The sequence below is a fragment of the Aeromonas sp. ASNIH4 genome (genome assembly GCF_002934425.1).
In the GTDB taxonomy this organism is placed as follows: domain Bacteria; phylum Pseudomonadota; class Gammaproteobacteria; order Enterobacterales; family Aeromonadaceae; genus Aeromonas; species Aeromonas hydrophila.
In genome coordinates this window covers 558,566-583,932 of record NZ_CP026217.1, presented here as the reverse complement: position 1 = coordinate 583,932, position 25,367 = coordinate 558,566, and the positions used below count along the sequence as shown (strand labels likewise).

The 25,367-nt window shown below is 57.2% G+C and carries 31 protein-coding genes; 5 read left to right on the top strand and 26 right to left on the bottom strand.

Translation table 11 applies throughout. The features are described from left to right. Nucleotides 1-162 precede the first annotated feature (162 nt). Both istA and istB read left to right on the top strand, forming a co-directional pair. A complete protein-coding gene (istA, locus tag C2U40_RS02770; RefSeq protein ID WP_043851823.1) occupies nt 163-1,728 on the top strand; it encodes an IS21-like element ISAs27 family transposase in 1,566 nt (521 codons plus the stop codon). 22 nt (nt 1,729-1,750) lie between these two features. After that, nucleotides 1,751-2,506, top strand: coding sequence for an IS21-like element ISAs27 family helper ATPase IstB (gene istB / locus C2U40_RS02765; protein WP_043851824.1), 756 nt, complete (start codon nt 1,751-1,753; stop codon nt 2,504-2,506). Here istB and C2U40_RS02760 read toward each other — a convergent pair. The 21 genes from C2U40_RS02760 to C2U40_RS02660 form a co-directional block, all read right to left on the bottom strand. Then, nucleotides 2,494-5,430 (bottom strand): type I restriction endonuclease subunit R, encoded by a 2,937-nt coding sequence (locus tag C2U40_RS02760; protein WP_233768816.1) that lies wholly within the window; start codon nt 5,428-5,430, stop codon nt 2,494-2,496. The two genes, istB and C2U40_RS02760, sit on opposite strands and share 13 nt — an antisense overlap. A 33-nt stretch (nt 5,431-5,463) precedes the next feature. Continuing rightward, nucleotides 5,464-6,678 carry an McrC family protein gene (locus C2U40_RS02755; protein ID WP_233768815.1) on the bottom strand — a complete coding sequence of 405 codons (1,215 nt, stop codon included), beginning with the start codon at nt 6,676-6,678 and terminating at the stop codon, nt 5,464-5,466. Nucleotides 6,679-6,788: 110 nt separating this feature from the next. Beyond that, nucleotides 6,789-9,116 (bottom strand): AAA family ATPase, encoded by a 2,328-nt coding sequence (locus C2U40_RS02750; RefSeq protein WP_233768814.1) that lies wholly within the window; start codon nt 9,114-9,116, stop codon nt 6,789-6,791. Further along, complete coding sequence (locus C2U40_RS02745; RefSeq protein WP_103828997.1) at nt 9,107-10,456, bottom strand: restriction endonuclease subunit S; 1,350 nt, start codon at nt 10,454-10,456, stop codon at nt 9,107-9,109. Before C2U40_RS02745 ends, C2U40_RS02750 begins: the two co-directional genes overlap by 10 nt. Then, entirely contained in the window at nt 10,446-12,296 is a 1,851-nt protein-coding gene (locus C2U40_RS02740) for a class I SAM-dependent DNA methyltransferase (RefSeq protein ID WP_103828996.1), read from the bottom strand. The genes C2U40_RS02745 and C2U40_RS02740 overlap by 11 nt, the downstream gene beginning before the upstream one ends. 435 nt (nt 12,297-12,731) lie before the next feature. Continuing rightward, a complete protein-coding gene (locus tag C2U40_RS02735) occupies nt 12,732-13,136 on the bottom strand; it encodes a type IV toxin-antitoxin system YeeU family antitoxin (RefSeq protein ID WP_103828995.1) in 405 nt (134 codons plus the stop codon). Nucleotides 13,137-13,138: 2 nt separating this feature from the next. Further along, nucleotides 13,139-13,453 (bottom strand): hypothetical protein, encoded by a 315-nt coding sequence (locus C2U40_RS02730; protein ID WP_043850492.1) that lies wholly within the window; start codon nt 13,451-13,453, stop codon nt 13,139-13,141. Nucleotides 13,454-13,536: 83 nt separating this feature from the next. Beyond that, a complete protein-coding gene (locus C2U40_RS02725) occupies nt 13,537-13,893 on the bottom strand; it encodes a hypothetical protein (protein WP_043850493.1) in 357 nt (118 codons plus the stop codon). Between the two features lies 1 nt (nt 13,894). Further along, nucleotides 13,895-14,437, bottom strand: a complete 543-nt coding sequence (locus C2U40_RS02720; protein WP_103828994.1) for a hypothetical protein — start codon at nt 14,435-14,437, stop codon at nt 13,895-13,897. An 81-nt stretch (nt 14,438-14,518) separates the two neighbouring features. Then, nucleotides 14,519-14,881, bottom strand: coding sequence for a hypothetical protein (locus tag C2U40_RS02715; RefSeq protein WP_043170869.1), 363 nt, complete (start codon nt 14,879-14,881; stop codon nt 14,519-14,521). Beyond that, on the bottom strand, nt 14,878-15,093 hold the full coding sequence (locus C2U40_RS02710) for a hypothetical protein (protein WP_029303599.1): 216 nt from the start codon (nt 15,091-15,093) through the stop codon (nt 14,878-14,880). The genes C2U40_RS02715 and C2U40_RS02710 overlap by 4 nt, the downstream gene beginning before the upstream one ends. Beyond that, the gene (locus C2U40_RS02705; RefSeq protein WP_077098445.1) at nt 15,093-15,599 is read right to left on the bottom strand and encodes a hypothetical protein; all 507 of its coding nucleotides are present in this window, start codon (nt 15,597-15,599) and stop codon (nt 15,093-15,095) included. Before C2U40_RS02705 ends, C2U40_RS02710 begins: the two co-directional genes overlap by 1 nt. Before the next feature lie 115 nt (nt 15,600-15,714). Continuing rightward, on the bottom strand, nt 15,715-16,053 hold the full coding sequence (locus tag C2U40_RS02700) for a hypothetical protein (protein WP_181014944.1): 339 nt from the start codon (nt 16,051-16,053) through the stop codon (nt 15,715-15,717). A gap of 24 nt (nt 16,054-16,077) precedes the next feature. After that, a complete protein-coding gene (locus C2U40_RS02695; protein ID WP_029303518.1) occupies nt 16,078-16,269 on the bottom strand; it encodes a hypothetical protein in 192 nt (63 codons plus the stop codon). Continuing rightward, a complete protein-coding gene (radC, locus tag C2U40_RS02690) occupies nt 16,266-16,763 on the bottom strand; it encodes a RadC family protein (RefSeq protein WP_042045083.1) in 498 nt (165 codons plus the stop codon). Before radC ends, C2U40_RS02695 begins: the two co-directional genes overlap by 4 nt. Before the next feature lie 252 nt (nt 16,764-17,015). After that, entirely contained in the window at nt 17,016-17,162 is a 147-nt protein-coding gene (locus C2U40_RS26670; RefSeq protein ID WP_225159555.1) for a hypothetical protein, read from the bottom strand. After that, on the bottom strand, nt 17,137-17,565 hold the full coding sequence (locus C2U40_RS02680; protein ID WP_080706231.1) for a hypothetical protein: 429 nt from the start codon (nt 17,563-17,565) through the stop codon (nt 17,137-17,139). Before C2U40_RS02680 ends, C2U40_RS26670 begins: the two co-directional genes overlap by 26 nt. Nucleotides 17,566-17,575: 10 nt before the next feature. After that, nucleotides 17,576-18,001: a DUF2787 domain-containing protein gene (locus C2U40_RS02675; protein ID WP_029303604.1), complete on the bottom strand. Its 426-nt coding sequence runs from the start codon at nt 17,999-18,001 to the stop codon at nt 17,576-17,578. Nucleotides 18,002-18,038: 37 nt separating this feature from the next. Then, nucleotides 18,039-18,599: a lecithin retinol acyltransferase family protein gene (locus tag C2U40_RS02670; protein WP_029303605.1), complete on the bottom strand. Its 561-nt coding sequence runs from the start codon at nt 18,597-18,599 to the stop codon at nt 18,039-18,041. An 84-nt stretch (nt 18,600-18,683) separates the two neighbouring features. Then, complete coding sequence (locus C2U40_RS02665; protein ID WP_233768813.1) at nt 18,684-19,316, bottom strand: hypothetical protein; 633 nt, start codon at nt 19,314-19,316, stop codon at nt 18,684-18,686. 96 nt (nt 19,317-19,412) lie between these two features. Continuing rightward, complete coding sequence (locus C2U40_RS02660; protein ID WP_146054404.1) at nt 19,413-19,604, bottom strand: hypothetical protein; 192 nt, start codon at nt 19,602-19,604, stop codon at nt 19,413-19,415. Between the two features lie 482 nt (nt 19,605-20,086). Between C2U40_RS02660 and C2U40_RS02650 the strand changes: the two genes are divergently transcribed. Further along, on the top strand, nt 20,087-20,434 hold the full coding sequence (locus C2U40_RS02650; protein WP_029303609.1) for a helix-turn-helix domain-containing protein: 348 nt from the start codon (nt 20,087-20,089) through the stop codon (nt 20,432-20,434). A 1-nt stretch (nt 20,435) separates the two neighbouring features. Here C2U40_RS02650 and C2U40_RS02645 read toward each other — a convergent pair whose 3' ends face one another. The 5 genes from C2U40_RS02645 to C2U40_RS02625 form a co-directional block, all read right to left on the bottom strand. Further along, a complete protein-coding gene (locus C2U40_RS02645; RefSeq protein WP_029303610.1) occupies nt 20,436-21,374 on the bottom strand; it encodes a recombination directionality factor in 939 nt (312 codons plus the stop codon). After that, on the bottom strand, nt 21,371-22,372 hold the full coding sequence (locus C2U40_RS02640; protein ID WP_103828993.1) for a YqaJ viral recombinase family nuclease: 1,002 nt from the start codon (nt 22,370-22,372) through the stop codon (nt 21,371-21,373). Before C2U40_RS02640 ends, C2U40_RS02645 begins: the two co-directional genes overlap by 4 nt. Nucleotides 22,373-22,548: 176 nt before the next feature. Then, nucleotides 22,549-22,851, bottom strand: coding sequence for a helix-turn-helix domain-containing protein (locus C2U40_RS02635; RefSeq protein WP_042046566.1), 303 nt, complete (start codon nt 22,849-22,851; stop codon nt 22,549-22,551). After that, a complete protein-coding gene (locus tag C2U40_RS02630; protein WP_103828992.1) occupies nt 22,851-23,201 on the bottom strand; it encodes a type II toxin-antitoxin system RelE/ParE family toxin in 351 nt (116 codons plus the stop codon). Before C2U40_RS02630 ends, C2U40_RS02635 begins: the two co-directional genes overlap by 1 nt. A gap of 47 nt (nt 23,202-23,248) precedes the next feature. Then, nucleotides 23,249-24,199 (bottom strand): DUF932 domain-containing protein, encoded by a 951-nt coding sequence (locus C2U40_RS02625; RefSeq protein ID WP_103828991.1) that lies wholly within the window; start codon nt 24,197-24,199, stop codon nt 23,249-23,251. On the opposite strand from C2U40_RS02625, the gene C2U40_RS25980 reads away from it, so the two are divergent. Both C2U40_RS25980 and C2U40_RS02615 read left to right on the top strand, forming a co-directional pair. After that, on the top strand, nt 24,191-24,589 hold the full coding sequence (locus C2U40_RS25980; RefSeq protein WP_146054403.1) for a hypothetical protein: 399 nt from the start codon (nt 24,191-24,193) through the stop codon (nt 24,587-24,589). The genes C2U40_RS02625 and C2U40_RS25980 overlap by 9 nt on opposite strands. Nucleotides 24,590-24,595: 6 nt before the next feature. Further along, a complete protein-coding gene (locus tag C2U40_RS02615) occupies nt 24,596-25,054 on the top strand; it encodes a hypothetical protein (protein WP_103828989.1) in 459 nt (152 codons plus the stop codon). The last annotated feature ends 313 nt before the right edge of the window (nt 25,055-25,367 follow it).

Here is a 25,367-nt window from a genome sequence, read left to right as displayed (position 1 = left end):
CGATCACGTAATAACATCCATGCCGATCACTCAATAACATCCCACGCCGATCACTTTTTACCCTCGATGGGAAACCATGATCGGCATCCATGTTATTGGTGACTTTTTCTCCCCGCTTCGTTAAACCCGCACTTTCCCATCTGCTCCAACAGAGGAACGTGCATGTCTGCGAGGCCTATCACTGTGAGAAAACTCAAAGAAATTCTTCGCCTTAAATATCAGGCTCAACTGGCTCATCGGCAGATCGCCCTCAGCCTGCATATCTCTCCTAGCACCGTATCCTATTACCTCAACCGGGCGGCTCAACTGGGTATCATGACCTGGCCCCTGTCTGAGTCCTGGGATGATGTCTCCCTGGAGCGCGCATTTCTCAAGACCTGCTCTGTCCATAAAACTCAGCACAAACCCACTCCCAACTGGGCCTTGTTGCATCAGGAACTCAAAAAACCAGGTCAAAAAGGCGTGACCCTCGAGCTGCTATGGCAGGAGTACGCCGAGCGCCATCCAGGCTCCCACTACAGCTACAACCACTTCTGTCGGCTCTATAAAGAGTGGGCGGCCCTGCTGCAACCCTCGATGCGGCAGACCCATATTGCGGGCGAAAAACTCTTTGTCGACTACTGCGGCCAGACCATGCCCATTGTCGATCCGCATACCGGCGAGATCCTTTACCGGGCCCAGATCTTTGTCGCCGTGCTGGGGGCCTCCAACTACACCTTTGCCGAGGCCACCCGCTCCCAGCAGCTCGATGACTGGGTGATGAGCCACAAGCGCGCTTTCGAGTTCTTTGGCGGTGTGCCGCAATTGGTGGTACCTGATTGCCTCAAGAGTGCCGTCAGCGTGGCGCGCAATACCGATCCGGATCTCAACCCTACCTACCAGATGCTGGCGGCCCATTTCGGTACGGCGATCATGCCCGCGCGGCCCCGCAAGCCGAAGGATAAGTCCAAGGCGGAGGTGGGCGTGCAGATCGTCACCCGCTGGATCCTGGCGGTGCTGCGTCATGAAACCTTCCATAGCCTGGCCCAGCTCAATCAGCGAATGGGTGAACTGCTGACCCGGCTCAACCAGAAATCCTTCCAGAAGCTGCCTGGCTGCCGTGCCTCACTGTTTGCCGAGCTCGATGCACCGGCGCTCAAGCCGTTGCCGGATTATCCCTATCACTACACCAAAGTAGTGCCGGTGCTGGTTGGTAAGGACTACCACGTCGATCTGGAAAAGCACTATTACTCAGTGCCCTATGCCTTGCAGGGCAAGCGGCTGGAGGCGCATCTGGCCGAGCATACCGTCACGCTGTACCACGCGGGCAAGATCGTGGCCGAACACCAGCGGAGTCATCACAAAGGCCAGCACAGCAGCCTGCGTGAACACATGCCCGCGCATCATCAGGCACTGCTGGAGTGGTCGCCGGAGCGACTGCTTGGCTGGGCGGCGTCCATCGGCCCCTACACCACGCATTGGGTGGATGGCTTTATCCGGCAGGCAGAGCATTCGACGCAAGCGGTGCGCCCTTGCCTGGCCTTGCTGGGGCAGAGCAAAACCTATGGCAAGGAGCGGCTGGAAGCGGCCTGCCTCCGGGGGCACCTGACCGGCGCCAACCGGCTGCACAACATCCGCAGCATGCTCAAGCATGGCCTGGAGGAGCAACAACTCATTGCCAACGAGCGACAGGATCCGCTGCAAGACATCCGTCATGACAATGTCCATGGCGAGCACTACTTCCACTAACCCCACGGATCAGGAGAAGCCGATGCAATTACACCTCGATGAACAACTAAGCCGCCTGCACTTGAGCGGCATGAAACAGGCTCTGAACCAGCAGCAGGCCCAGAGCATGCTGTACCTGGATATGGGTTTTGAAGAGCGGCTGCAACTATTACTGAGCCATGAGCTGGTGCAGCGGGAGCAGAGGAAAACCAACCGCCTGGAGAAGCAAGCCCGGTTCCGGCTAGCCGGACAGGTGGAGCAGCTCGACTATCGGGCGGGTCGAGGCGTGAGCAAAGCGCAGATCCGCCAACTGCTGGAAGGACACTGGCTGAGTCATCAACAAAATCTGCTGCTGACGGGCGCGGCAGGCTGTGGCAAGAGTTACCTGGCGTGTGCCCTGGGCCGTTACTTTATCCGGCAAGGAGTGGGCGTGCGGTATTACCGGCTGAAAACCCTACTTGAAGAGATGCGACTGGCCCAAGCGGATGGCAGCTATCCGAAACTGCTGGAGCGGGTAAGCAACATAGGGGTACTGATCCTGGATGACTGGGGCATGGAGATGCTGGACGCGAGCGAACGCAGCAACCTGCTGGAGATCATCGATACCCGCTACGGCAACGTCTCAACGATAGTGGCGAGCCAATTGCCGGTGGAGAAGTGGTACGGGATGATCGGAGAGGCAACCTTCGCCGAGGCGATCTTGGACCGACTGATCCACAGAGCGGTGCGCGTGACCTTAACGGGAGAATCGATGAGAAAACAGGGCGCCAACTTGACCGATGCCGATCAGGCGGAGTAAAAGGAAGACGCTATAAACGCGGGCAGAAAAAAAGTGATCGGCATGATGTTATTGGCTGATCGACATGATGTTATTAGCCAATAGAAGGCGAGCTCGTCATCGTTAAGGCCCAAGGCCTGCCCCCGCTTGCTTACGGCGGCAAACTTCTTGGCCATGTCGATCAGCTCCTCGATCACCTGTGCGGTTTCGATGGAGCGGTTCTGATAGCGTGCGATCACCTTGGTCAGCATCTCCGAGAACTTCTTCTCCTGGGAGAGGTTGGTCGCGAACTTCGACTTGATCTCCCCCTCCAGCAGTCGCTCCAGCAACTCCACCGCAAGATTGCGCTCCGGCAGGTTGCGCACCTCGGCCAGAAACTCATCATCGAGCAGGCCGATATTGGGCTTGTCGAGCCCCACCGCTTCAAACACATCGACCACATCGCCCGATACCACCGCATTGCCGATGATCTGGCGAATGGCCAAGTCGCGCTCTTCGTCGGTTTTCTTCTTTTGGGAGATCGCCTTCTTGGTCAACAACACTTTGACCGCCTGCAAGAAGGCCACTTCTTCCCGCACTGCCTTGGCCTCGTCAAGGGTGCAGCAGAGCGTGAACGCCTTGCTCATCGCCAGCGCGTTGTCGGCAAAGCGCTTCTTGCCATCCTCAAGGCCAAGAATAAAGTTGGCGGCCCCGGCGAGCAGCTTGTGGCCACCGGTGAGGTAGTCGCTGTAATCAAAGCCATGCAGCAGGGCACGCAGGATATCGAGTTTCTCCTCCAACACCGCGTAGGCCTCATGGGCATCGACGGTCGGCTTGCCCCGTCCTTTGCTGGCGGTGTACTCCTTGATGGCGCTCTTGAGCTCGTTGGCGATCCCGATGTAATCGACCACCAGCCCGCCTTGCTTGTCCTTGAACACCCGGTTCACCCGTGCAATCGCCTGCATCAGGTTGTGGCCCTTCATCGGCTTGTCCACATAGAGGGTATGCACGCAGGGCGCATCGAAGCCGGTCAGCCACATATCACGCACGATGACCAGCTTGAGCGGGTCACTCGGGTCTTTGAACCGCTTCTCCAGCCGTTTCTTCACTTGGGTGGCATGGATGTGGGGCCGCAGCAATGCCTTGTCAGAAGCGCTACCGGTCATCACGATCTTGATGGCCCCCTTGTCGGGGTCCGGGTCATGCCAGTCGGGGCGCAGGGCCACGATGGCATCATACAAGTGCACGCAAATCTCGCGGCTCATGGCGACCACCATGGCCTTGCCATGCTGCGCCTGATTGCGCTCTTCGAAGTGGGCCACCAGATCGGCGGCAACCCGCTCAATTCTTGGCTTGCTGCCAACCACCTTCTCCAAGGCTGCCCACCGTGACTTAAGCTTGGCCTGCTCGCTCTCTTCCTCATCCTCGGCCAACTCATCCACTTCGTCGTCGATGTGGGGAAGCTCTTCGTTATTAAGTGACAACTTGGCCAAGCGTGACTCGTAGTAGATGGCAACCGTGGCACCATCGTCCTTGGCCTGCTGCATGTCGTAGACGTGGATGTAGTCGCCAAAGACGGCGCGAGTGTCGCGGTCTTCCGCTGATACGGGCGTACCGGTAAAGGCCACGAACGTCGCGTTGGGCAGCGCGTCGCGCAAGTGCTGTGCATACCCGACCTGATAGCGCGCAGCCCCTTCTGCAACCTTGCCTGGCGCTTTGAGCGAGGCGCTGAAACCGTACTGGGTTCGATGTGCTTCATCCGCGATGACCACGATGTTGGCGCGGTCGCTGAGCACAGGGAACGTGTCCTCATCCTCGCCGGGCATGAACTTCTGGATGGTCGTGAACACGATGCCACCGGAGGGCCTGTTGCCAAGCTTGTCACGCAGGTCACCTCGCGTACTCACTTGCACCGGCTCCTCGCGCAGCAGATCTTGCGAGAGTGAGAAGACCCCGAACAGCTGGCCATCAAGGTCATTGCGGTCAGTGATGACGACGATGGTCGGGTTCTCCATCGCGGCGTCTCGCATCACCCGGGCCGCAAAGCAGGTCATGGTGATGCTCTTGCCACTGCCCTGGGTATGCCACACCACCCCGCCCTTGTGGCTGCCGTCTGGACGCGATGCGAGCACCACCTGCTCGATGGCCGCCCTGACTGCATGGAACTGATGGTAACCGGCGATCTTCTTGACCAACCGGCCATCATCTTCAAACAGCACGAAGAAGCGCAGGTAATCGAGCAACATGGCCGGGGTCAGAATGCCGCGCACCATGGTCTCCAGCTCGCCAAACTCGCCGTAGGGGTCGAGGTTGACCCCATCCACAGTGCGCCACTGCATAAAGCGTTCGGCATCCGCAGACAGCGATCCCATCCGCGCCTCGCTACCATCGGAGGCAATCATGATCTCGTTGTACTGGAACAGGTCGGGGATCTGCTCCTTGTAGGTCTGCAGTTGGTCGAATGCCTTCCAGATGTCGGCATGCACGTCGGCCGGGTTCTTGAGCTCCAGCACCACCAGCGGCAGCCCGTTGATGAAGAGGATGATGTCGGGGCGGCGGGTGTGTTTGGGCCCCTTGATAGAGAACTGGTTGATGGCGAGCCACTCGTTGGCGGTGGGCTGCTCGAAGTCAACGAGGCGGACAAAGTCCCCCACCGTTTCGCCATCGCGCTGGTACTGGACTGGCACTCCATTCACCAGCAAGCGGTGAAATGCCCGGTTGGCCGACAGCAGCGCCGGGGTATCGAGGTTGACCACTTGGGTCAGCGCATCTTCACGCGCCACCAGCGGCACGGAGGGGTTGAGCCGGGCAATCGCCTCCCGCAAGCGCTCGCGCAGCAGCACTTGCTGGAACTGCTCACGCCACGGGTTATCAGAATCGGGGGCAATGTCGTAGCCACACACCACGCGATAGCCCACCTCGGCCAACCACCCCAGCACCTCTTGTTCCAACTGATCTTCGGTCATGCACCATCACTCATCAACAAGGAGAAACGCCCGTCAGGCGGGCTCGGTGGGCCTCAGTGGCAAACGCAGTTCGCACGCAGAATCCGCCCTCGGCTGGCAAGGCAATATCAGCCGGTGGGACGAACTGGCAGCCAAGTCAAACGGCAAGACCCACAACGTCAGGCGGGCATCATAACAAAAAGGTTCGAGTGGAACTTTGAGCTGGCTCCATGATGGATAAATCAATACCAGATGACCATAATCTTGCTCGGTCAGGTACTTGTGGCCATAAGCGAACAGCTGGTATAGGTCACCCTGGCTGATGCCGTACTTGCCGTCACGGTCGCTGCTATCGAGCCGCTTCCACTTCACATCCATCACCCAACGCTTGTTGCCGTGCTGCAACAAGAGGTCCGGCTGTAACCGGAACATCTGCCTGCCTTGCTGGGTGCAAAGGTACTGACTGGCCACCTGGGCTTTGAGGTTGGCATCGGGCAACAGCTGCTCGCGCAGGCACGACTCTACATAGCGCTCGAACAGCTTCTCCATGGGGAACAGCAGGCTGATGCCGCGCCACTCACCATTCAGGGCACTCGGCATGGCACGATAGAGGATGAGCTCACACCACGGCCGAACACCTTGATAGTGAGCCATCAAGCGGTCATGTCGCCACAGTCTGAAGTCCCCTTCCACATCACGGCTGGCAGGCACATCCGCCAGCAAGTGACGCAGTTCCTGTGCCAACCGCCAGTTGTCCGGATGCTGAGTCGCATTGGCGACGGTCTCCAGCGCCCGCTTGAGCAGCCGGTTCTCGGCCCGGTCGGGCAAGAAGAGGTCGTAACGTAACGCAAAGTGGTGGCCCCGGCCCGGTGGCGGGCGCATCTGCCGGGCGACATCCAGCTGACCACGCAAGAACGGCTCGGTCGCCTCAAGGCGCTGATAGTCACTGCGCACGCCGCGTTTGACCAGCTGATCGAGCTCGGCCAAAAAGCGCGCGATAACCCACTCGTTGAGCGGCATATCAAAGCGTTCCAGCGACGCCTCCGCCGTTTCACGGGGGGGCAGATCCAGGGCTCGCTCCAGCATCCGGCGGATCAACTCGCGGCCATGCTCGGGTGGGGCACCCTCACTGGCGGTCTTGGGCAGGATCTCGATCACCTGCCCGGTGGGGGTCTCTATCACCCCCACGTAGTTGTCCAGTTGCAAGGTCCGGCTATCTTCCACCTGTATCAGGGCAGGAGCATGGGTGACCTTATAACGCTGACTCAACTGACAGAGCCAATCAAAATCCACTTGATCGATATCAGGATGTGCCTGAACTGGCACGCAGTTATCTCTCACAACCAGTCGGTCGTACTCACGAACCGTAATGGGAGCCTTCACTTTGCCTCCCGGTCACCCTTAATTGTCAGGGCATAGGCAGCAGGATTCTTAAAAGCATCGGTGTTCACCGTCCAACGTTGGCGTTGCCCCCCAACCGCTATATCACCAAGCAGGGTCTTGATATCGAGTTGGGGAGGCTTGAGGAACATCGCCTCAGCGCTGCTCTTGCGATGGTCATTGAGCACCCAGGCAATACGCTGCCAGTCCTCAAAGAAGTACTCCTGCAGAAGCGGCAAGATCTGGTTCTGGAAGATCGCGTTCAGTCGCTCCAGTGTTGGCTCGGCTTTTAGCGGCATAAAGTAGGCGTGACCCAGACAGTGGTCGCGATCCAGCAACACCTCGATCCGCTGATTGATTACCGTCAGCAGTTCGCGGATGTCGACGCTCACGCCATTCTCTTTAACCACTACCTCCTTAAGCAACTTAGGCTTGGGCGGCATCTCCTCAAACACAAAGCGGCGGCGCAGCGCGATATCGAGTCCGGCCAAGGAGCGGTCGGCGGTGTTCATGGTGCCGATAAGGTAGAGGTTGTCCGGTACGCTAAAGGGGCGCTTGGAGTAAGGCAGAGTAGTGGTCAGCGCCTCACTTGCACCAGCCCGCTTGCTGGGTTCTATCAGGGTGATCAGCTCACCGAAGATACGCGAAACATTGCCCCGGTTGATCTCGTCGATGATCAATACGCGTTTGTTTGATGGCGTGGCACCAGGTTCACTCTGCGACCCAGCTTGTGATGCAGTGGCATTGACCAGAGCAAGCAGCTTCTCCGGGATCAAGGTCGGAGCCTTCAATTCATAGAGCGTCATCTGACTAAAGCGACCGTTGATCAGTTCACTACATGGGAGCGAGGGACTGAACTGGCATAGCCACTTGACCGGACGAACCTGAGCATAACCATCATCATAATCGGGATGAAGTTCCCGTCGGTAATCCCCTTTAATCTCACCAATAGCCCGGAACTTGAAATTACCATCAGTCACAACAACTAGGTCGCCAACCTTCATCCGGTTCACCAGCGTCATCACGCTGGTAACGGTGTAGTCATATGCGTTATCTATCTTGCCAGTTGATTGCTCCAGCAGAGCCTGCACCTCTTCACGGCTCTTACATTGGCTGTAATCATGCGCGCCTCCATACCCCAGACGGATCACCCCCTCTTCAATACAGTCATCAAAGATATGAGCATCATCCCCCTTGGTATTTCCAAGTGACATCTTCCAGACCCGGCGTCCCTCCAGCGTCATCGCCTCATGGCTGTCGCTGCGCGTGACTTTGGCTGCCACCGCGTCACACATGCGCTTGAAGACACCATCAACCACGTCATAAGTCAGTTGACCCCTGTCTCCATCACTCTCAGCCCGGATCCCCTCCACAAAGTCCTCATAACTGAAGCTCTGGTGGAAGGTCACAAAGTCGATACGTCCCTCCTTGACCAGCTCATCAAAGCGCGCCTTAAGCGCCTTGCGGGCCTCTGGGCTTTCATCCTTGTCGTATTGGGACCAGCACTCAGGGTCCAGAATGGCCAGCGCCTTGTTAATGGTGTGATAGGTCTTACCTGTGCCGGGCGGGCCATAGAGGATCTGATTCAGGGGAACTAGGTCATTCATGATGTTCGTCTCTGACTTCTGTGGAACTGAAGGCGCACCGACAGGCCGATTACTGTGTCCGTTTACATTGATATTCTCATTTTTTATCAAGGGCACCACGGTACTATCAAACCAAGCTGAAACACTTTCACTGGTGTCAGCCTGATACCGGAGCTCTCCATGCTTTGGCTCAGGCGTAATGGCAGCATAGCGTTCCCCTTTTAGCAGAACGGTACACCACAATTTTTTTCCTTGGTCTCGAGCGATTCTCAATACTTGCGAAATGGCTTTAGAGGCACCTTTTGGCTTGATTCCCAGAACCCAGCTTGGCCCTCCTCTATTAATCCATTGATCCGCTTTAGGGAAACGCTGAGTCGCCTCGTCAATCACCCATTGAGCCCACTCTCGCTCACGCGCACCAAGGGAGTCCCAAAATGCCTGATATTCGGATGTACCATCCACGTTTTTAACATCCTGCAACTGGCTGACGACATAATCACGAAATTGACGCAGCGCATTACGTGCAGCCCCATTCCCGTAATTGCCCTCCTCAGCCAACTCCCCCCCTAAGTCATAACTGGCAAGCAGTGACTCTAGTTGAACAATATCGGTGATAGACCACAGGTCCAGCCCACAGTGCCTAGCAAGGTGGTTAATACCTGAGCAGTACGAGTCCACGGTATTAGCCGTCATCGGCCGGGCTAACAGGTAGTTCCGGTAGCCTTCCTGAGTTACTGACATAGCCCGGTCTCGCTCAGTTGTGCCTCAGCATCCGACAAGCGCAGTTGACCGGAGATCAGACGGGGCAGCAGCGTGTCGCGCAGGGTGGCGAGGGTTCGCATTTGGTCGATGTTAGTCTGGCGGCGTTCGGCCAGTGAATCAGCGATCTCTGTAAATGCCTTGACCAGCTCAACGGGTGGGCATGCAAACTCGAACGAGCCAACGCCATCCTTTGCCAAGTGCAGAACTGTTGTCCCGGACGTGTGAGCAAACGTATGGCTCTGGAACGGCTCTGTTCGGAACAGGCCATACAGGAACTGCCGACTAACATTGTCCTCAACCGGCCGGACGATCCCTACATCAAGGGATGCCACCAACGTTTGGTGGTTTTCAACGCCAACCACGATAGCCGGCTTGCCAATCAGTTCAGCCGCCTGCGTCACATCGGTATAAGCAATAATCAAATCGCCCGGCACAACAACTTGGCTTGGCTTGTAGGCTCCGCTGTAGGGTTTGAAGCCATCCAACCGAAACCCGCCGCCACGTTCAAAGGATTTCAGGGTAACGAGCGCAGTGTCATGCGAATCGACCAAATCCTTGCTGGAGTAAGACTTGCCCTTGACTACCTCTGCTACGTCGCCAACCGACACAACCTTCCACCCCCTCGGCACCATGCCAAGCTCGGACTCTTCGAAGCTGTCGGGGAACAGGGCTGCGACCTCGGGGGGCAGACCTGCTGGTTGCTCGCCACGAGCACGGGCATGGACCGGGTCGAAGTCAACAAACCACGACTTGAATAGCGCCTGCGCGATAACCTCCAACGTGGCATTGGTTTCCCGCAGCAAGGCGATACGGTCGTCGATGGTACCGAGAACCATAGCAATTTCTTGTTGTTGTTCTAATGCCGGGCAGGGAATTTTAAGTGCTTCAAGAACAGGGATACGCAAATTACTCACTGTCGAGCCGGTTCCCTCATTCCAACCAATTTGGTGCTTAAGGTAAGGAGACTGCAAAGCGAACAGCAGATAGCGAGCATCGACCTTTTCAGGATCAGGCCGTAAAAGGACCTGCCGCTGACCAAGACAACAAACCAATCCATCTGGAATTTGGCAAACATCCCCCATTGGAGCTTCACGAGTAATCACAAGATCACCGGGCTGAGGTGCAGCTCGACGTATCCGCCCTTTGAAATGAGCTTCATCTGTAAAACTGGGAGAGCTTAGATCAAGACGCCCATTTTTAATGTTCTGGTTACGTAACACGACATAGCCATAATCAGTCCACTTAGGGGTAGCGTGAGGGCAGTCGACCACTAAGCTACATAAGCTATTGAGACTGAATTCAGGAACTTCAGAGCTCATAACCAAGCCCCCCCAGCTTCTGCTTAATCAACTGGTCCAGCTCTGCACCCTTGGTCATCTGGTCGCCGAGTTGTTTGGTTAGGCGAGCCATCTTGTCGGCAAAGGCCTCATCGTCCTCCTCCACCTCTTCGGCGCCCACATAGCGGCCAGGGGTCAACACATGGCCGTGCTCGGCAATCTCGGCCAGGGTTACGCTGCGGCAGAAGCCCGCTACATCCTCGTAAGACTGCTCGCACTCCCCGTCCCCTTTCCACGCGTGGAAGGTATCGGCGATACGGGCAATTGCGCTCTCATCGAGTTCGCACTGCACCCGGCTGATCATGGTGCCCAGCTTGCGGGCATCGATAAACAGCACCTCGCCCTGGCGGCGGGTCTTGTTCTTGGCGAGGAACCAAAGGCAGGCGGGGATCTGGGTGTTGAAGAACAGCTGCCCCGGCAGCGCCACCATGCACTCCACCACGTCCGCCTCCACCATGGCACGGCGAATGTCGCCCTCGCTGTTCTGGCTAGAGCTCATCGAACCGTTGGCCAACACGATACCGGCGCGGCCATTGGGCTTGAGGTGGTAGAGCATATGCTGCAGCCACGCATAGTTGGCGTTGCCCGCAGGCGGCGTACCGTAGACCCAGCGCGGATCCCCCTCGAGGCTGCCATGCCACCAGTCGCTGATATTGAACGGCGGGTTGGCCAGTACAAAGTCGGCACGCAAGTCAGGGTGCTGGTTGCGGGTGAAGGTATCACCGTTTTCGCGCCCGAGGTTGTAGTCCATCCCCTGGATGGCGAGGTTCATGGCAGCCAGCCGCCAAGTGGTCGGGTTCGACTCTTGACCGTAGATGGAGACATCACCCAGCTTGCCGCCATGGGCTTCGATAAACCTCTCCGACTGCACGAACATGCCGCCTGAACCGCAGCAAGGGTCGTAAACCTGGCCATGATGGGGAGCAAGCACCGCCACCAGCGTCTTGACGATGCTGGCAGGGGTATAGAACTGGCCCCCCTTCTTGCCCTCGGCACTGGCAAACTCGCCAAGGAAGTACTCGTAGACCTGCCCCAGGATGTCGCGTGCTTCACCGACATCACTGCCAAAGCCAATCTTGGAAACCAGATCCACCAGCTCGCCGAGCTTGCCATCGGGCAACTGGGCTCGGGCGTAGCGCTTGTCGAGGATGCCCTTGAGCCGTGGGTTCTCCTGTTCGATCAGGGTCAGCGCATCGTCAATGCGCTTGCCGATATCGGCCTGCTTGGCATGGGCCCGTAGCCCCTCCCAACGGGCCCCTTCCGGTACCCAGAAGGCGTTTACTTCACGGTAGTAGTCGCGGTCTTCCAGCTCCTCGGCCAGCAGCTCATCGTCACAGTCGTAGAGGAAGTACTCGTCGCTCTCATCGGCAAAGCGGCGGGTCAGCTCGGCGCGACGGGCGGCGAAGGAGTCAGAGATGTACTTGAGGAAGATAAGGCCCAGCACGATGTGCTTGTACTCGGCGGCGTCCATGTCGGCACGCAGCTTGTCTGCGGCAGCCCACAGGGTCTTCTTCAGCCCCTCGATACCTGTCGCTTGCGGCGCATCCTTGGCCTGCTTGCCCTTGCCACTGGCTTTCGCTTTGCGTGGTGCAGCAACGGCGGCGTCGCCTTCCAACACCCGGAGTACAGCACCGCCCCGCCCGCGCCCCTTGCGCAGAACGCCCTGTTCCAGCAGGGCCTCGCGTGCGGCGGTAAAGTCCTCATCGGTCAGGTCGCTGAATTGGGCTTTCAAGGTTTCCATCAGGGCTTGGTTGCCGATACTGCTGCCATCTTCAGGAACGGCGGCCAGCAGCGCTTGGCTGAGCTCGTTGGGGTCGGTCATGGGGTTCTCCGGTTATGCGTATTGCCGTCATAACCCACCTGCGCGAAAGCCAAGGTGAGGATGCGGGCCAAGTCGTCAGACTGACGGAACGGCGCATGCCGAGCCTTGCGGGCGCAGCAGGGACCTATCCAGGGTGGTGGGTCAACAGAAGGCGATGCAGCCAAGGTGATGCATCGGCGAGAAAAAGTCCGGCCCGTCAGTCGTCTATCCATTATCTGGCGGGCAGTTTATACAAATGAACCCCGCAGCACTATGCGTAATGTCACGCGAAAGGTGATCACTGCGCATCGTTGTTATTGCAGAGATGAAATGGTCAACGTCTCACGTTAGCGGGCAAAAAAACAAAGGAAAGGCCATGAATTGGCCTTCCCCACGACCTATCCCATTAATCACGGATGAGTAGGTGCCAAAATGTAACCACAAGCGGATTGGTGGTCACGTCTTGCGCTTAGGATTGGCGTCCATGTTCGTCGCTGGGTAAATGACTAAGTAGACATAGCCGTGGCTGCCAAGGGTATCGGCTTCGCAGGTAAAGCCTCCATGCTGGATAGTGATACGTTGCTGGCGCTGGGCATCCAGTTCGCCGGTCAGCAGCTTGGCTTCCAGTTCCTTGATGATGGTAGGTAAGGCAGCCTCCAGCCGGTCTATAGCCTCCTCCTGCCATTCGCCTACCAGTGAGGCCCGATCTGACAGAAAGTGCAGGCGATGATGCTCTTGAATGAGACGAGCCCCAAAGCGCGGCGTCACGTTATGGGGCAAACCCCACTGCGCAAAAATCCGGGTGGGGTGGTCTGGCGCTGCGGGTTGTTGGTCCTGGGTGTGGATGGTTGTCGTGGTCATGATTAGCGATACCTCAATTGGGTGTGGATGATTGTGCCGGGCACATTGTGGCGCTGGCGCAGTCTGTTCAGATGCTCCGGGAGTTCTGTCAGACTGGCCAGTCGCCCCCGGTAGAGCCGGGAGAGATTGACGTAATCGGGATGGCTCACGGTGATGGTTACCTGATGCCCAGGCTGCCAGCGGCCAAATAGACGGGCTTTGGCCTCTTTGATGGTGGTGATACCGGGAGCGGATAACGTCTGCCGGTTACGCAGATGCAGTTTATTGAGCTCGGGGGCATAGCGATGCACTTCGAGCCCGATGATTAGACGGGTCATGTTCGATGATTCCAGTGTTGCAAAGGGCCAGCCTGTGAAGGCTGGCCCTTTATGCTGTGTGTGGATGAGCGAGACGGTTGGCGTCAACGAGCGCAGTCAGCCATCTCATTGATAACCAGTTTGCCATTCAGCCGGTCCAGCAGGTGCAGCGAGCCGTATTGAGCCACCAGCCGGTCTATGGCCATCTGGGCGCATGCCGTTCTGCTGGGCTTATTTTCAGGTATTGCGTAACGAGCGGTGAGCCAGCCACCGAGCAGGGCGATGCGGTATCCGCTCGGGATGTGAGTGAGGGACGTTCCTATCCCCCTACCGTGAATGAGGAAAGGCACGGCCTGGCCGCCGATGCCGATATCGATGCGTTGGCCCTTAAGCTCAAAGGTGGTGATCTCGCCGGTTCGCGGATGTTTGCCGGGCACCTTGATGGTGATGTTCTTAGCCATTTCACACCTCCGGTTTGGCTTCAAAATGGTGGGTCACCGTGCCCGCTTCCGGGTCGATGCTGATAAACGCCGGGGCTTGCGGGTGGTACTGGTAGAGCCGCGCCAGCTCGGTACGAAACGCCTCAACGTTTGGCGCAATCACATGGTGGGTGTCGCCCTCGGCGTAGGTAAAGGTCTCCAGCCTTTCTGTGTTAATCCAGATGCCGAAGTACCACGCATCTTCTTCGGTGTCGTACTGCTGCCAGCCCTGAGCCAGCAGTGTTCGGTCGTAATAGTAGCGGTCAGCCTGATGGCTACCCCGGTCGATGCGGCAGCCGGTCACTGTAAGTTCAAACGGGATACGCCCCGCCTTGTGGGCCTTCTTGACTCTGCGCAGCAGCTTGAGGGCTTTGGCTCTACTACGGCCATTACCGAGTGGTTGCGGCTGCCTGGCCCGCAATCCCAGGTGGGTCATTATCTTCGGCGCGGTGTTGTGGTTGAGCTGACCGATGGCAGTGGTGATCTGCCGAGCGGTCAGGGTCTTGTAATCACGCAGGTCGTGCATGGTTGGGCTTCCTTCAAATGCAAACAGCCCCTCGGAGTGAGGGGCTGTATGGGAGCATGGGTGTGTGCTGGTGGCCGTGGCTCAGGTGTGACTACTCCAATCCGGCTTGTCATTACTACCGTGGTTGACGTAGGCCCCGACAATTACCCGTTGCCACTCACCGACCGGCTGACCCGCTGCATTACAGGCGCAGCGAAAGCGGGCGAAGTTAATCTCTCGTGGCAGGTGCTCACGCATATCCCGTGGACTGACAAAGAGCGTGGTCTTGTGCAACACAGGGTTGGGGGCCACCAGCGGGCCACCAATACGTCGCCCCTCCACATCGTGGGCATAGGCAAAGCCCGGCAGCATCAACTGCTGACTGATGAGCTTGGCAAGCCCTGAGTGAGCACACATGGCCTCCGCTACGGAGGCCTGGCTAAAGCTGTCGTTGAATTCGATCATGGGTGTTTCTCCTTTTCCTCCGGTGAACGGTAAGCAGCTGCCAGCAGCGCAAACTGTTCGACCAGATAGCTGATACTGATGCCCAGTTCATCGCTCACCCCATCCCCTAGACGGTGATGCAGGTGTGCCATGTCATCGGCGACACGTTGGGCTAGGTGGGCCATTGAACTCGGTGGCGAGCTTGCCACTGTCAGGGTGATGTAGAGATCCATCACATCTCTCCCCAGGGTGCTTGCTCCCACAGTGACAGCCGGGTCAGCACGTCTTGCGCCAGCGCCTGCTGCAACTGCTGTATTACCTTCACCAGCCGTGGGGCCTGCTCAGGACTCCCGCTCCATTCGCTCGACTGGTACAGGGCGCAGCAGGTGAATTTGTAGAGGGCTACCAGTTCGGCATCGGTGAGTGGTGCCTGGTGGTAACGATGGGCAGGTTTAAGCGGCCCCAGCTTGTTCGAGCGGTGCTGATGTGGTTCCTTGTGGCCCTGCTGACGCCCAAGCTGATAGCGATGCCAAACAGCACGGCGATTGGCGAGCATCATCAACCGTACCAGCCGGTCAACCCGCCACGTCCAGGTGCTGGTCGTGTCTGCTGGCGGCTGCCACCAGAGGGTGCGCAGTAGCTCCAGGGTGTAGTGCGGTGGCATGGGGGCATTGCAAAAGCGATGTAGCTGCACGGCAAAGGCTAGGTAATCCTTGCGGTCAATCATGAAGGCAGACATTGAGTGACTCCTTGAAATGAACAAGGCCACCTGTAGTGAGGTGGCCTTGCTGGGGGGATCGGAATATCCGGATCATGGTGTTGGCGCGGATGATCCGGGTTTGGGGATGCTGGCGTTATTCGTGCGCCTGCTCTGCGTCTGGGTAAGCCGCATCAAACAGGATGGCGTAGAGCGCACAATCAATGCCGTTGACGGCATCGTGATGCAGGTAATAGGGCGGTGCGTCTCGGGAGCGCTCGAAGTAGTCGCCAAAGCAGCTGAGGCATTCGCGGATCTCGATGGTGGATCCCCGCTGCAAGGCCTCTTCAAGCTGCCTGGCATAACCCTCGTCATCACGCGCCTTGGTGACGGCTTTTTCCAGTAATGCCAGCGCCTCCTCGTTGCAGGCAGTAGCCAGACGATGGCGCAGCTTGCTCAGGGTTTCCTCAAGGGAATAGGGGTTAGGTAATCGCATCGCTCATTTCTCTTTTGGAACGGACTAATGGCGCAGCTGATGCAGCAGCGCATCAATAGCCTCGATACTATCGGCCTGGGTGAGCGGGGAGCCGTTAGGCAGGTGAGCCACGATGGCGGGCTCGGTCTGCATCTCGACGTTGTCTGCCAGCCAACAGCGCAACTCGATGAGGATATCGAGGGCGGTGAGGTGGGTTTTGCCTGGGGTCTGGTTCATAGCTGACCTCTTTCGGCCATCGAGACTAAGCCCTCAGCACCGACCACCAGATGGTCAAGCAATCGCACATCGACCAGCGCCAAGGCTTCTTTGAGGGCCTGGGTAAAGACCCTGTCAGATTGACTGGGTTCCGGGTCACCGCTGGGGTGATTGTGCACCGCGATGATGGCCCCACTGTTGAGCAGTATGGCCCGCTTGACCACTTCCCGTGGGTAGATACTGGCGCTGTCCAAGGTGCCGCGAAACAGCTCCTCAAAGGCCAGTACACGATGTTGGGAGTCGAGGAACAGTGCACCAAACACTTCGTGCTCCCGGTCCTGCAGCAGGGTCTGCAGCCGCTCAGCGGCCTCTGTGGTACTGGTGATGGCGGAGCCTTTGGCAAGACGCTTGCGAGCAATCTGATTGGCGATACGCAACAGGTCTTGCTCGGTCACGGGTTCGGTGACGACATAGGTGCCGGGGCATTCCCCGGCTTTGAGTTTGTGGTAACGCATGTGGGGTTCTCCAAATAAACAAAACCCCGGCACACATAAAGCATGTCAGGGTTAAAGGTAGAGCGGTTGTTGGTTCACTGTGAGGGGTGTTCAGTTGGCCTTGGTGGCGGCTTCTGCTCCTGTTCCGGCTGTAGGGGCGCGCTTCACCGGCATCAGCGGTCCGGGGACCAGTACGTTGAGTAGGATAGCGAGCGCAACGCTCAGCCGTTCCGCCAGTTGGTAGGCCGGTCCTATGGTGTCGTAGTCAGCTACCTAGGTGGCCAGCGCCAACCCACTGCCCTCCACAGCCCGCAGGTAGACGCTGTAGTCCTGCACGGTCAGGCCACTGTCACGCACCACCTGAGTTTCCCCCTCTCGATTGATGGCTTCCAGCTCAACGGCTATCGGTTGTTTGGACATCGTGTGTCTCCTCTTGCGGTAAGGGGTCACTCTCCACGCGATAACCGTGATTAGTGCAGGTACGCTGCAGGTCAGCCAGGAAACTTGCCAACACACGGGGTTGCTCGGTGAGAGAAACCGGTCCTGCCTGGCTGCGCCAAAAACAACGACGCTTAGGGTCAACGCAGATTTCATCCACGGGATGGCTCATGGTGCGCCAGTCCTCGGCATTGGTGAGGGAGAGCAGTTGCCACTGCCCCCCATACCAGCGCAGGTGCAGTGTAACGGTGCGAGCGTTTGGGCTACCAGGAGTCAGATGCAGCAACCAGCGCTCGCCCTGGTGAGTCGGCTGCAGTTTGGCTTTGGCCGCGACCAGGCCCAACCACTGACGTGAGGTATGGGAGAGCGGCAGTTCGTTAGTCATCACACACCTCCTAATCGCCGCTAACCGTGACGCTGAAGCATTCCAACCGGCAGTAGCCAATGAAGTTGCGCTGCCAGATATCGAACAGCTCCCGTGCTTCTGCCAGCCGCAGCGGTCCCCAGCCCAACATGCTGTGTTCGCCGTCGAGGAAGTTGAAATCAAGCTCCTTGCAGAGCTCTGCATCCTGACCCAATCCCTGATAGCTGAAATCAGTGACGTAATCGAACAGCCAGTCGTCAAGACCGCGCACCAAGCGTATCTCGACCGGATGTACGCCGCCTTGCTCGGCGCTGTAACCGGGGTTACGGAAGTTGAAGGTCAGCTGGGTGCAGCGCCCCAGATCGAGATCGGTTCGTTCGGCTTCCTGACTGAGCAGAGCCAGCAGGGCGGGGGTGACGGGCAGGGCAAAGCCGTCCCGGTAGAAGGGAATAGTCATAGGTTGTGCTCCTTGTTGTGCGAGGGTAGGCAGTGGCTCAGTCGGTGAGCCAGGACCAGAGGCGGCTGACTGCGTGAACGGCTAATGCGCCGGTTGCCAGGGGGACCCAGCTTGGCGATGTCGCGAGGGTGGTCAGGGTGATAGCAGAGGTGGCGAGCGTTATGTAATCAGACGTTGTGCGCTCGCGGCTCAACACAGTCATAGCTGGGGGAATGATAGTAGTCTGTGGAGTACGAAGGGCCGCTTTCGCCACCGCCGTTGCTACCTGACTAACCTGTGTCGAGTGGTGGATACCGTGGATGCACCACATCACGAAGTGTTCACAGTTACTGAACAACACATCGTATCGATGCTCGCCCAGCCGTGTACGGGCACGTTTGAGGCTCGCTGTTCGGTCATACCGCCTGACAGGGCAAAATTTGCACCAGACCGGCTTACCATCGGAAAACGCATCCAGAGAGGTCATCACGATTTCACCGGGTAGGCCGAGATTAGGCCCCTGGTAGTGGATAACGAGGTCGCCCCCGACATAGAGGCCGTGGTGGGTATAACCGAGGCGAGCGGTCACCAGATGATCGCCTGGGGTGAATCGAGACATGAAGTTAACTCCTTGTGGTCAGGCATAAAAACGAAACAGGGCACCTTGTGGGTGCCCTGTTATCAGTGTGGAAAAGTGACGACGCTATTTGTGCAACGTCAGGGTACGGGAATCCCAGGCCCAGGTTTCGGCAGGGTTGCCTGGCAGGGCCAACGTGAAGCCGTTGGTGTCATGCTTCAGCTTGCCAAGGTCGCTACAGGTGCCGAAGGTGGGAGTGAGCAGGGGAAGTGCATCCGAACGGATGACGGCCAGCTGATAGAGTACTGGGCAGGCGACTCCCCCGGTGTTGAGTTCGAGTAACACGGCTTTTCCCTGAGCCAGTGGTTGCTCATGTTTGATGGTAATGGAATGGTACATGTCAGTGCTCAACAGTACCTGCTCGCCATTGGCTACCTCGATGGTGCCGTCGTCTTGCTGGCTGATGGATAGTCCAGGTGAGGTTGGGGCCGAGAATTTGGGTTCGAAATAGACACTCCCGTTTGAGTAGGTCACCATGGCGCCGTTGAGCGATACCGGTTTCCCTACGAGCTCGATAAGCCCTCCCTCATCGTCGGCATCGGTGAGTAATTCCACATTCCCTTTGCCTGGCACTTCTATCCAATATTGCAGACTGGCATAGCCGAGTGTTCCGCTGAGGGTGGTGGGGATTTTCGATTCAATCTGTAGTGCATTATCGGCAGCAAAGGTTGTGCCCGAGCAACTTAGCAGAGCTACCATCGTTGCCACTCGTAGCATTCGTATTATTTGCATATTTTTGAATCCCATTGGTCGGGGCCATAAAAAGAAAGGGCATCATGACGATACCCTGTGATGTTATATCTTCAGAGAACGCTTCGCGCCTTCTTTGGCAGCTAAAATCTTGATGAATTCAGGAGCCCATTTTCTACCTGCAACAATATCAATAATCGCCTCGTCGCTCATCTTAGGTACTTTATAAATGAGCTTGATAATAAGACCACCTAAGCTATTGCCATTTATTGTTGTGAGTGTTTTAAAAAGACCCATATTGTCAACCTTAATTATTAATCCTTGACGCATAAGCATGTGCATCAGGTGAACGCTATGTCAGTCTTTGCAAATCAACCAGTAAAATAATCCAGCCAAAATTGGGTCGATAAGCAGTCCGAGCATGAACCAACCCCAGAATGAGCGCCCGTTGCCAGAGGCAACAATACCTAGCAGTAGAGCAAGTCCGATCCATAGCAGTGGGATTAACATGTTTGTTCTCCATTTTATGATTTTTGGCAATAGGAACCTATCCGACGAGATGGTCGGTTGGTTGAGCGTGATAAACGTGTTGTCAGCAGGCGTGCTGGCAGATGACCAAAGCCATCGTGGGAGAGTCAGGTGTTAGATCGTAGGGAGAGCTCCATTCAATTCAGGTCCATGTATTTCAATGAAAAAGATCTAATAGGTTGATATTCAACCCTACAGGTCCTTCATGTCAATGGGTCTCCATTCAACCATATGGGTTGATTGGAGGACTTATGACGAACATCAAAGTTGAGTTGCTGGCTAAAAGCGTGGGTAAGGCGATTGGACGGCAGCGCCAGCAGGCAGGACTGACCCAGGAACAGGTGGCAGAGCACCTAAAGATCGGGATGGAAGCCGTCTCTCGGATGGAGCGCGGTATCGTGGTGCCGACCATTGCCCGGCTGGCTGAACTGGCTCAGCTGTTTGGGTGCGAGCTGGCCGATTTCTTGCGCGAAACCAGCCCGCGCCCAACTGAGCAGGGTATCGTCTTGGGGCAGAAACTCGCCCGGCTGGACAGCGACGACCGGGCGTTGCTGCTGGAGACGTTTGAACGGTTGGTCGAGCGCCTGGCCAAATCCTGAGTTAGGGCGCACCGGGTATCGGTGTAGCACCTTTACCCAATTTATTGGTTAACGGGGATGCCCGTGCTCGCGTTCCCCGTGGTTGGGCCACTGTTTGCGGTGCCGGTTCGGCAGTCGAATGTTCCCCTTCCTCCACCTGGGGGTAAAACTCTTCCAGTAGCATTGGCACCTCTTCATCCACATCCTCGAACTGACCATTACGCAGCAAGGCTCGGGCCACCGTTTCCATCTCGCTAATCGTCAGCCCGGCCTCATCGTCCTGCATCGATTCCTGCCGTGCTTGGCCGACTGCCTCCGTCAGAGTCAGCTCGTCCCGCAGAGTCAAATCCACGTAGTAGACCGGGGTGCGGTAGGACTGGGTGGTGCTCTTGGCCCGTAGCCGTAAGGTCAGCGGCAGATAACGGGTCAGGCCGCCACTCACCGCCTCGAAGTACTTGAGGCGTGCCGCCAGGGTCCGTACCGAGTTATAGCCTGTGGTACGAAAGATAAAGCTGCCGAGCTCATCCCCCTGCCCCTCCACAAATAGGTTCAGTCGTCCGTACAACTTGCAGCCCTGTTGCTGGCCGTAGGGACAGCGCTCCGGACCGGGGCAACTGACTTCCTCCATCCCTTGCGCCCCCACCCGTTTTGCCACCTCTCCATTGCCGACACAAAGCGGCCGTCCGGTTTGGCGGTCAAAGGCGCTGTACTCTGCCCGCAGGTTCAGATCGCTGTCATTGAACAGCACCCGTACCGGAATGGCGCGGATCTTGGCCTGCTCATGCCCTTGAGCGAACTGTTGATGCAAGGGATGGAGCAACCATCCCCCTTTCTGCTGTACCTGGGTGGTGAGGGTGAAACTGTCGTCCTTCTCCGGTACCCATTTCCCCTCTTTCTGTACCAGCTTGCCAATACAGATCCGCCCAATCACGGGCGGGGTAATCGCCAGTCCTTTGATCATGGTGTGTGTCTCCTGACAGCGTGAACTGCTTGAATGGTGAAACGGCGTGAGCCGGGCACTGGTTTGACATAGTGGCTGAGCAAATCGGGATGATCCTGACCGAGCCGTTCCAAGTCCGGGGCCAGCCGATCCTTGCTGCGTTTCCAAGTGATCTTGCCATCGGCAAAGAGTCCTGCCGTAGCCGCTCCCAGCGTGGCCTGTAGCCGCTGCTTGATCTGCGATTCACGTAGCTCCACTTCCTCCTTGTGCTCGCGCAGATGCAGCAACTCCCCGAACAGCTGGTTGAACTCGGGCGAATCTGACAAGTCCACCGTCTCGCCATCATCACGGGGAAATAGCCAGGCTAGCGCCGATCCTGCATCCTCCGAGCCATCGGGCTCGGGCTGCTGGTTGCTAGTGACTTGCTGCCAGAACTGCGCCTCACGCTCGGTGAGATCCCGGATCTTCTCCTCGTCGCGCTCGATGCGGTAAATCCGAAAATCTTGACCCCCGATCAGTACCGCCACTTCCGCCCAGGCATGACCGGTGACGGCGAGCTGATGAAGTACCTGACACTGGTAGGCGACCGGCACACCTTCCTCCCACTGCGGGGCACTGTGATAGCTGGCGGTCTTGATTTCGAGGATGCCGGGGCCGTCGGGGTGACCCACCACCTCCCGGTCGAGATTGGCGAGCATAAAGGTGTGTTCGGGGTGCTGTAGTACGGCATTGACCCGGCGTACCCGGTAACCGGTTCGCTTGGCGTAGACCTGCGCCAAGACCGGTTCGAGCTCGATACCCCACAGCACCGCTTCCTTGTGGGAGATATCTTCCGGCTCCTTGCGACCGGTTTTCTCCAGCCATAGCGACAGCGGGCATTTATAGGGTGAGAGGCCGACCGCCACGGCGGCATCGGACGAGCCGATCCCCAGCTTGCGGATCGCCAGCCACTGTTCGCGAGGGAGGTCGGAGGTCGAGGCTAAACGAATGGCCTGACCGTATTTGGCTTTTGCTTTCATCGTGACTCCTGCTTGACGGCATAAATGCTCCCGCCCGGATTGGCTTACGCCAGTCCGGGTGAGGGGATTTTTGCTTTCTGGTGGAATGAAAATAGGCTGCATTTGCAGCCTCAGGATGGGGTGTTGATGGGCGAGCTAAATCGCTAGATGTCTGTTAACGGGTCGTCGCAACGGCGTCAGACGTTGAACCCGATGTGTCGGCCGGTAGGCAATTCCACATCTACACGCAGCTTGCCGCCCATCGCTTCAACATAGCGTTTCATGGTGGAGAGCTTGATATCACTGCCACGCTGCTCCATCGCCACGACGGCAGGCTGACTGACACCGAGTGCCTTAGCCAACTCAACCTGCGACACCTCCAGCTCTTCGCGCAGCGCCTGTATACGCACCTCCAGCAACAGCTCGGTTGCCATTTCCTGGATGCGTTGCCGACTCTCTTCTGAACGGGAGGCCAGCAAATCGTCAAGTGTTCTTCCCATTACTTTTCCTCCAACTCAGCCAGATGCCTGGCGTACTGTGCCTCAGCCAACGGCAGCATCTCTTTGTAAAACCGCTTCTCGTTCCCGCCCTTTTTGCCAGCACAAAGCACGATGGCTTGTCGCAGCGGGTCAAAGGCAAAGAATGCACGTAGCGGCTCTCCCTGATGCTGCACCCTCAGCTCTTTTAAGTTTGTAAAACGCGAGCCCTTGATGGTATCGACCAGGGGACGCCCTACCGATGGGCCACCTTGTGCCAAGGCGAGTAGCCCAGCCAAGACTTTCTCCTGCGTCGCTTCATCTTGCACATCAAACCAAGCATTAAACAGCTCGGTCGTTTTTACTGTCCACATAGCGCACCAATATAATCTTTAGTTTATATCTTAGATGGATACGGCCATCACTGCAACAGGTTGAGGGCCCGGTTTAACGCCTGGATTTTCAGTTGCGCCCCTTGTCCGAACCAGGCGGAGTCGAGCCGGTGATCCTGACTGCGAGCACGGCGATGGTGATCCACGTACTCGGTCACCGCATTGACCAGCCCCCAGGCAGTATTGCAGGAGCTCGATAAATCAGACCCCATCCCGGCGCCCTGATAGAGCTCGTGCAGGCGTTGTACTGGGCGGGTGAGGATGATGTTCTGGTCATCCAACGGTTGGGTCAGCAGGTCACTAAAGAAGCGCAGGGCCTCTTCAGGAGCGACCGGGCGTTGCGCTAATGCCTTGGTCTGGGCTTTGAACTCATCCCAATGAGAGAGTCCGAGTCCCAGCGACTCTTTTACTGCTGTCGCATCGAACTGGGTCGAATGGGGGACCTTGATGGCCCCGCTGCTGTCACGCAGCGCCATCTGTAAGGTGTTGTTGCAGACCACTCGCAGGGAAGTGAACTGCGCCGTGGTGCAGAGGGTGCCATCGCAACTGGTGGCGAGCAGCAGGTAAGACTTCACCACATCCCCGCCCTTGAGTTTCATGTCCTGGCCGGTACGGGCCAGCGCCCACAGCTTGCGACCGCCTTTGAGTGAGCCTGCGGTTTCCAATTCAAAGCCGCCAGCTTCCACTAGATCCTGATAAAAGTGCAACACCTCGTGGGGCTGCACCACGTTATAGCGCTGGGAGACTACCGAGAGCGGTGTCAGGGTATCGGAGCGGTAGAGCACCTTGCTATCGCTGTAGGGGCGGATATGCAGGGCATCGGAAGCCACGTTAAACATCACGTCGCTCTGCTCGATGGTCCAATCCATCCCGGCAGCTTGTAGCCAGATATCGAGCGATTGCTGTGCGGGTAACAGATTGCCGAGGCCATGCCAAGGCGTCTGGCCGGTGTAGGCCATGGTGTCGATGAGATGAGCCATATAAAAATCTCCAATGAAAAAGGGGCTGCAAAGGCAGCCCCGGTCGAGGTTCATGGAGATGATATATATCTGAGATTCTTTTCATTCAGGGCCAAATTGTGCCCCATTTGGCAATTATTAACTTCGACTGGTAGTACGATAGATGCTTATGTTCTTTTGAATCCTGGAGGACGGATGCTACAGGCAATCTTAAGCAGCAAAGCGGGTCGCATTGGGTTGGAAGGGGAGTCAGTAAGTTGGCGTGAGGCGTTTCAGCGTAGTGAGGATCTGCTCACCGCCACATTTTTTGGCCGTGTTCCCTATCTCTCCGATGGTGCTCTCTCTGCTTTATTGGGGTTTATGGTTGGGCGACCAGTTGAGCTATCTGGTTTTGAAGAACTGGAGTTATGACCGTATTTGGAGAATTCCAGTGGAAATAAAGTTGAGCCCGATGTTGTTCTGCACTTTGAACAAGAACTGTTCGTCATTGAGGTAAAACCCCCGTTTGGTGGTACGCAGTCTCGCATGCAGTGGCTGAATCAAATTGAGGCAGTGAAGCGTAATGAGGCGTATGCCGAGTACGAGAAGATTTACTTTATCGCTTTGGGCAATGTGGGGCCAGAGGCACTTGAACAGTCAGCCTTGCCTGTAAGGTTTGAGCCCATGGCAGCCTGTGAATGGGAACCTCTCCGTCACTGGCTTCGACAGAATGCGCATTTTTCGACACGCCAAGATAAAGCGATCCTACGCGACTGGCAGAATGCATTCGAGCTGTATGGCATGGCTCCGATGATCCCGAGCTGGCAGCCTATGGTGGACATGACTAGGTCTATCGACCTCGCTGCTGGTCTCGAACAACTTCAACATTGGCGTTAGTTCGGAGATAACTGATGGACATATCCCAAGCACAGTCCTTGGTCACCCAAGTCAGACACGCTCACCGTCTGATAGAAGGCTTTTACGCACGGATCCTGCCACAACTGGATAAGTTGGCTGGTGAAGCCGCTGACGCCGATTTTCGTTTCTGGGGTAGCCTGGAGGGCGACGGTGTCGGTAAGGCAACATCCAGGCCTTCTTCTCGCGCGCCTTGGAGTTTCTTGCCGCTTTTCCAATCTTATTACTGCTACGGTAATCCCCCCGAAAAACCAGGGTGCTCATAAGTAGAATTTTCCCGTACCTTGAACGCAGG

Bases quoted from the DNA above. Each gene is read 5' to 3' on its own strand.
- C2U40_RS02675 (WP_029303604.1), bottom strand. From the start codon at position 18,001: ATGACTATTCCCTTCTACCGGGACGGCTTTGCCCTGCCCGTCACCCCC.
- C2U40_RS02625 (WP_103828991.1), bottom strand. From the start codon at position 24,199: ATGGCTCATCTCATCGACACCATGGCCTACACCGGCCAGACGCCTTGG.
- C2U40_RS02735 (WP_103828995.1), bottom strand. From the start codon at position 13,136: ATGACCACGACAACCATCCACACCCAGGACCAACAACCCGCAGCGCCA.
- C2U40_RS02745 (WP_103828997.1), bottom strand. From the start codon at position 10,456: ATGAGCTCTGAAGTTCCTGAATTCAGTCTCAATAGCTTATGTAGCTTA.
- C2U40_RS02725 (WP_043850493.1), bottom strand. From the start codon at position 13,893: ATGGCTAAGAACATCACCATCAAGGTGCCCGGCAAACATCCGCGAACC.
- C2U40_RS02730 (WP_043850492.1), bottom strand. From the start codon at position 13,453: ATGACCCGTCTAATCATCGGGCTCGAAGTGCATCGCTATGCCCCCGAG.
- C2U40_RS02645 (WP_029303610.1), bottom strand. From the start codon at position 21,374: ATGATCAAAGGACTGGCGATTACCCCGCCCGTGATTGGGCGGATCTGT.
- istB (WP_043851824.1), top strand. From the start codon at position 1,751: ATGCAATTACACCTCGATGAACAACTAAGCCGCCTGCACTTGAGCGGC.
- C2U40_RS26670 (WP_225159555.1), bottom strand. From the start codon at position 17,162: ATGTCCAAACAACCGATAGCCGTTGAGCTGGAAGCCATCAATCGAGAG.
- C2U40_RS02710 (WP_029303599.1), bottom strand. From the start codon at position 15,093: ATGGATCTCTACATCACCCTGACAGTGGCAAGCTCGCCACCGAGTTCA.
- C2U40_RS02700 (WP_181014944.1), bottom strand. From the start codon at position 16,053: ATGCGATTACCTAACCCCTATTCCCTTGAGGAAACCCTGAGCAAGCTG.
- C2U40_RS02640 (WP_103828993.1), bottom strand. From the start codon at position 22,372: ATGAAAGCAAAAGCCAAATACGGTCAGGCCATTCGTTTAGCCTCGACC.
- C2U40_RS02665 (WP_233768813.1), bottom strand. From the start codon at position 19,316: ATGGTAGCTCTGCTAAGTTGCTCGGGCACAACCTTTGCTGCCGATAAT.
- C2U40_RS02660 (WP_146054404.1), bottom strand. From the start codon at position 19,604: ATGGGTCTTTTTAAAACACTCACAACAATAAATGGCAATAGCTTAGGT.
- C2U40_RS02630 (WP_103828992.1), bottom strand. From the start codon at position 23,201: ATGTGGACAGTAAAAACGACCGAGCTGTTTAATGCTTGGTTTGATGTG.
- C2U40_RS02720 (WP_103828994.1), bottom strand. From the start codon at position 14,437: ATGCACGACCTGCGTGATTACAAGACCCTGACCGCTCGGCAGATCACC.
- C2U40_RS02650 (WP_029303609.1), top strand. From the start codon at position 20,087: ATGACGAACATCAAAGTTGAGTTGCTGGCTAAAAGCGTGGGTAAGGCG.
- C2U40_RS25980 (WP_146054403.1), top strand. From the start codon at position 24,191: ATGAGCCATATAAAAATCTCCAATGAAAAAGGGGCTGCAAAGGCAGCC.
- C2U40_RS02740 (WP_103828996.1), bottom strand. From the start codon at position 12,296: ATGACCGACCCCAACGAGCTCAGCCAAGCGCTGCTGGCCGCCGTTCCT.
- C2U40_RS02695 (WP_029303518.1), bottom strand. From the start codon at position 16,269: ATGAACCAGACCCCAGGCAAAACCCACCTCACCGCCCTCGATATCCTC.
- C2U40_RS02635 (WP_042046566.1), bottom strand. From the start codon at position 22,851: ATGGGAAGAACACTTGACGATTTGCTGGCCTCCCGTTCAGAAGAGAGT.
- C2U40_RS02670 (WP_029303605.1), bottom strand. From the start codon at position 18,599: ATGTCTCGATTCACCCCAGGCGATCATCTGGTGACCGCTCGCCTCGGT.
- C2U40_RS02680 (WP_080706231.1), bottom strand. From the start codon at position 17,565: ATGACTAACGAACTGCCGCTCTCCCATACCTCACGTCAGTGGTTGGGC.
- istA (WP_043851823.1), top strand. From the start codon at position 163: ATGTCTGCGAGGCCTATCACTGTGAGAAAACTCAAAGAAATTCTTCGC.
- radC (WP_042045083.1), bottom strand. From the start codon at position 16,763: ATGCGTTACCACAAACTCAAAGCCGGGGAATGCCCCGGCACCTATGTC.
- C2U40_RS02715 (WP_043170869.1), bottom strand. From the start codon at position 14,881: ATGATCGAATTCAACGACAGCTTTAGCCAGGCCTCCGTAGCGGAGGCC.
- C2U40_RS02760 (WP_233768816.1), bottom strand. From the start codon at position 5,430: ATGACCGAAGATCAGTTGGAACAAGAGGTGCTGGGGTGGTTGGCCGAG.
- C2U40_RS02750 (WP_233768814.1), bottom strand. From the start codon at position 9,116: ATGTCAGTAACTCAGGAAGGCTACCGGAACTACCTGTTAGCCCGGCCG.
- C2U40_RS02705 (WP_077098445.1), bottom strand. From the start codon at position 15,599: ATGTCTGCCTTCATGATTGACCGCAAGGATTACCTAGCCTTTGCCGTG.